Below are 4,743 nucleotides of genomic sequence, written 5' to 3'. Positions count from 1 at the left end.
CAAGGAGTTTTCCGTTTCGACTGCGCCGGAAGTGGGGCGAATTATAGGCCTCTAGAATCTGCCGTCAAGCACTGATTTAGTTTTTCTATCAATAAGCTTCAGAAAGCAGAAAACGCCCCAAAAGGGTGCCTATATAGAGGAGCCGAAACACCCTCTATATAGAAGAGACCCATCAGAGAACGCCAGAAGCCTTGAATGCGGACACCACCCCTGCATCCAGACCCAACACACGCTGCAAAACTTCAAGCGTGTGCTCACCCAGCAGAGGAGGCGCAAAACGATACTCCACCGGTGTCTCCGACAGTCGAATCGGGCTCGCCACCTGAGGCACCATCCCGGCCAGCGCATGCGGCAGCTCGATAGCCAACCCACGCGCCTTGACCTGAGGATCGGCAAACATCTGGGCCACGTCATTGATAGGCCCGCATGGCACGCCAGCCTGTTCCAGTTGAGCCACCCATTCAGCGGTAGTCTTGAACACCGTCGCCTGGCGGATCAGCGGAATCAGTATTGCCCTGTTTGCCACCCGCAGCTTGTTAGTGGCAAAACGCGGATCGTCCGCCCACTGCGGCTGCCCGGCCACTTCCGCAAACTTGCGGAACTGACCATCGTTCCCGACGGTAAGGATGAAATCGCCATCCGCCGTAGGAAAATCCTGATAAGGCACGATGTTCGGGTGAGCATTACCCAAGCGTTTAGGCGCGTTGCCTGTCGTCAGGTAGTTCATTGCCTGATTGGCCAGACAAGCCACCTGTACGTCCAACAGCGCCATATCGATATGCTGACCACCGCCGTCGTGATCCCGATGCGCAAGCGCAGCCAGGATCGCGACAGTCGAATACAGCCCGGTCAGGATGTCTGTCAGCGCCACGCCAACCTTCACCGGCCCCGCACCTTCTTCGCCTTCAGGTCGCCCCGTCAGACTCATGAGGCCGCCGAGCCCCTGGATCATGAAGTCATAACCCGCACGCTTGGCGTAAGGACCGGTCTGGCCGAACCCGGTGATCGAGCAATAGATCAGATCCGGATTGATCGTCTTCAGCGTTTCATAGTCCAAGCCATAAGCCGCCAGACCGCCGACCTTGAAGTTCTCGATCAGGATGTCCGACTTGGCCGCCAGTTCACGCACCAGCTTCTGCCCTTCAGGGCGAGTGAAGTCGATGGTGACAGATTGCTTGTTGCGATTGGCCGACAAGTAATAAGCAGCCTCACTGGTATTCTCGCCATAAGCGTCTTTAAGGAACGGCGGTCCCCAGGCGCGTGTGTCATCGCCGTTACCCGGACGCTCGACCTTGATCACCTCAGCGCCAAGGTCGGCCAGTATCTGCCCGGCCCAAGGCCCGGCCAGCACCCGCGATAAATCCAGTACCCGTAGATGCGATAGCGCGCCCATGGACGTTCTCCTTAATAGAACGCCTGGAGGCCGGTTTGTGCACGACCGAGGATCAGTGCATGGACGTCGTGAGTACCTTCATAGGTGTTCACAACTTCCAGGTTGACCAGGTGACGCGCCACACCGAATTCATCGGAGATGCCGTTGCCACCCAACATATCGCGAGCCATGCGCGCGATGTCCAGGGACTTGCCGCAAGAGTTGCGCTTCATCATCGAGGTAATTTCGACCGCCGCGGTACCTTCGTCCTTCATACGACCCAGACGCAGGCAGCCTTGCAGCGCCATGGTGATTTCAGTCTGCATGTCGGCCAGCTTCTTCTGGATCAACTGGGTAGCGGCCAGTGGGCGACCGAACTGTTGACGATCCAGGGTGTACTGGCGAGCAGTGTGCCAGCAGAACTCGGCTGCACCCAGCGCACCCCAGGAGATGCCGTAACGTGCCGAGTTGAGGCAAGTGAAAGGACCTTTCAGACCACGGACGTCCGGGAAGATGTTCTCTTCCGGAACGAACACGTTGTCCATCACGATTTCACCGGTGATCGATGCCCGCAGGCCCACCTTGCCGTGAATCGCCGGAGCGCTCAGACCTTTCCAGCCTTTCTCCAGAACGAAGCCGCGAATGTCACCGGCATCGTCCTTGGCCCAAACCACGAACACATCGGCGATCGGGCTGTTGGTGATCCACATCTTGCTGCCGGTAAGGCTGTAGCCGCCTTCCACTTTGCGCGCACGACTGATCATCGCGCCCGGGTCGGAGCCGTGGTTAGGCTCGGTCAGGCCGAAGCAGCCGATCCACTCGCCCGACGCCAGTTTCGGCAGGTACTTCTGCTTTTGCGCTTCGGTACCGAATTCATTGATTGGCACCATCACCAGCGAGGACTGCACGCTCATCATCGAGCGATAGCCGGAGTCGATGCGCTCGACTTCACGGGCGATCAGGCCATAGCTGACATAGTTCAGGCCGCTGCCACCGTATTGCTCGGGGATAGTTGCGCCCAACAGGCCGACTTCGCCCATTTCGCGAAAGATCGCCGGATCGGTCTTCTCATGACGGAAAGCTTCGAGGATGCGCGGCGCAAGGCTTTGCTGAGCGAATTGCGCAGCCGTGTCACGAATCATTCGTTCTTCTTCAGTGAGCTGTTGATCCAGCAGCAGGGGATCGATCCAGTTGAAGCTAGCTTTACCGCCCATGAGTGTGTCCTCTCGAATCGGGTCAAATAACGTGGACTGATCCTAGGCCTGGATCGGCGCGACGGCAAACGAGGATTTTGCATACTGTTGTGCTAATTTCTCACTCCGAAACGTCGCAAAAGAGCTTTTATGCGATGCATTAGTGAGGTTGACGTACATGCGCAGAAAGATACCCAGCACCACCGCCCTGATCAGCTTCGAGGCCGCGGCGCGCCACGAGAGCTTCACCAAGGCCGCCCAGGAGCTTTCGCTGACCCAGGGAGCGATTTGCCGACAGATTGCCAGCCTTGAAGAGTTCCTCAGTGTGGAACTGTTCCGACGCTCGCGACGCGGGGTCAAGCTGACGGAAGCCGGACTCTCCTACAGCCGTCGGGTGGCCACTCAGCTCGATGCCGTTGAGCGCGACACCTTGTCCGTGATGGGCCAGCAGGGCACCAACGTGATCGAACTGGCCGTAGTTCCGACCTTCGGCACCCAATGGCTGCTGCCGCGACTCAAGGATTTCCAGCAGAAACACCCGGAAGTGACGGTCAACCTGACCAACCGCACGCGGCCGTTCCTGTTCGCCGACACGGATTTTGATGCCGCCATCTACTTCGGCGACGCGGATTGGTCGGGTACGGAATCCCACAGGCTGATGGGTGAAAATCCGATGCCCGTTTGCAGCCCCAACCTGCTCGAAAACAAAACCAGTCTGACGCCAGGGGAAATCGCCGACTTGCCTCTTCTGCAACAAACCACTCGCCCCTATGCCTGGCGCCAATGGTTCGATTCCCAACACCTGAATGTCCCGCGAGACATGACGGGCCCCCGCTACGAGCTATTCTCCATGCTCGCCCAGGCAGCCATGCACGACATGGGCATTGCCCTGATTCCGCCGTTCCTGATTCAAAGGGAGTTGAAAGAGAAACGCTTGGTGATCGCCAACCCCCAAGCACTGTCCAGCATCAAGGCTTACTACCTGATGATTCCTGAGCGTAAGGTCGAATCCGCGTCTTTAAGGGCATTTCGCGACTGGTTGGTAAATCAGGCGTACAGCTACAGCCTAGAGGGATAAAGGCTCTACAAGGTTACCTGACCCCGTAGTCAGTAAAATAAAAGCCCTACAGATATACGTATTTGTCGCATAGCAGCAAACTGTATCGACAAGTCGTACAAACGTCCCACAAGCGCCTGATGACGCGGCTTTGCGCCACTATTTCGAGGCAATGCCGCATCATTCATACGGCCGATGTGTAAATTCTTCAATTTCGGCCAGAATCCTTAAAAAGCACGGTCTGCAAGGGATTGAGCCGGTTGGTTGCGACATTCGGTCACGGGGTGACTTGTAGTTAATTTTCCGTCACCCGTCATAATCCCTTGAAGGGCACAAAGTTCGCCTGCAAAATGCCGCGCCCCGCCCTGATTTGGCGGGATCGTGCTGATCGGCCGCCCCAGCCGCACCATCCGTAGTGCATGGGTTTACTCAATAAGATCACGCAGGAGATTTGACGTGCACATTGGTGTTCCTCTCGAAACCCAGACCGGTGAAACACGGGTTGCTGCAACCCCGGAAACCATCAAGAAGCTGATCGGCCAGGGCCATAAGGTCACTGTACAAAGCGGCGCCGGCATTAATGCCAGCGTTGTCGACAGTGCCTATGAAGCGGCAGGCGCAAGCATTGGCAGCGCCAACGACGCGTTTGGTGCCGAGCTGATTCTCAAAGTCGTCGCCCCCAGCGACAGCGAGCTCGCCCTGATCAAGAGCGGCACCGTAGTGGTGGGCATGCTCAATCCGTTCAGCAATGAAACCATCGCCAAAATGGCCGAATGCGGCATTACCGCCTTTGCCCTGGAAGCCGCACCGCGCACCTCCCGCGCCCAGAGCCTGGACGTACTGTCGTCGCAAGCCAACATCGCCGGCTACAAGGCTGTGTTGCTGGCCGCGCACTACTACCCGCGTTTCATGCCGATGCTGATGACCGCTGCAGGCACCGTGAAAGCGGCGCGCGTGCTGATTCTGGGTGCCGGTGTAGCCGGCTTGCAGGCCATCGCTACCGCCAAGCGCCTGGGGGCGGTGATCGAAGCGTCTGACGTGCGCCCGGCGGTAAAAGAGCAGATCGAATCCCTCGGCGCCAAGTTCGTCGACGTGCCCTACGAGACCGATGAAGAGCGCGA

General features: G+C 57.9%; 4 protein-coding genes. 2 read left to right on the top strand and 2 right to left on the bottom strand.

Annotation, left to right across the window (positions count from 1 at the left end):
- Window positions 1-172: 172 nt before the first annotated feature.
- Both AC3WTM_RS29400 and AC3WTM_RS29395 read right to left on the bottom strand, forming a co-directional pair.
- The gene (locus AC3WTM_RS29400; RefSeq protein ID WP_102672897.1) at window positions 173-1,393 is read right to left on the bottom strand and encodes a CaiB/BaiF CoA transferase family protein; all 1,221 of its coding nucleotides are present in this window, start codon (window positions 1,391-1,393) and stop codon (window positions 173-175) included.
- 11 nt (window positions 1,394-1,404) lie between these two features.
- Window positions 1,405-2,586 (bottom strand): acyl-CoA dehydrogenase, encoded by a 1,182-nt coding sequence (locus AC3WTM_RS29395; protein WP_008053124.1) that lies wholly within the window; start codon window positions 2,584-2,586, stop codon window positions 1,405-1,407.
- A 157-nt stretch (window positions 2,587-2,743) separates the two neighbouring features.
- Between AC3WTM_RS29395 and AC3WTM_RS29390 the strand changes: the two genes are divergently transcribed.
- Together AC3WTM_RS29390 and AC3WTM_RS29385 are read left to right on the top strand one after the other, a co-directional pair.
- A complete protein-coding gene (locus AC3WTM_RS29390; protein WP_102672896.1) occupies window positions 2,744-3,643 on the top strand; it encodes a LysR family transcriptional regulator in 900 nt (299 codons plus the stop codon).
- A gap of 435 nt (window positions 3,644-4,078) precedes the next feature.
- The coding region (locus AC3WTM_RS29385) for a Rossmann-fold NAD(P)-binding domain-containing protein (RefSeq protein ID WP_492574117.1) at window positions 4,079-4,743 on the top strand (665 nt) is incomplete at its 3' end.

This window comes from Pseudomonas sp. EU05-FHT14B02 (genome assembly GCF_058791055.1).
This window is presented reverse-complemented; position numbering and strand designations above follow the sequence as displayed.

Coding starts and splice junctions, on each gene's coding strand:
- AC3WTM_RS29400 (WP_102672897.1), bottom strand. CDS start 1,393: ATGGGCGCGCTATCGCATCTACGGGTACTGGATTTATCGCGGGTGCTG.
- AC3WTM_RS29395 (WP_008053124.1), bottom strand. CDS start 2,586: ATGGGCGGTAAAGCTAGCTTCAACTGGATCGATCCCCTGCTGCTGGAT.
- AC3WTM_RS29390 (WP_102672896.1), top strand. CDS start 2,744: ATGCGCAGAAAGATACCCAGCACCACCGCCCTGATCAGCTTCGAGGCC.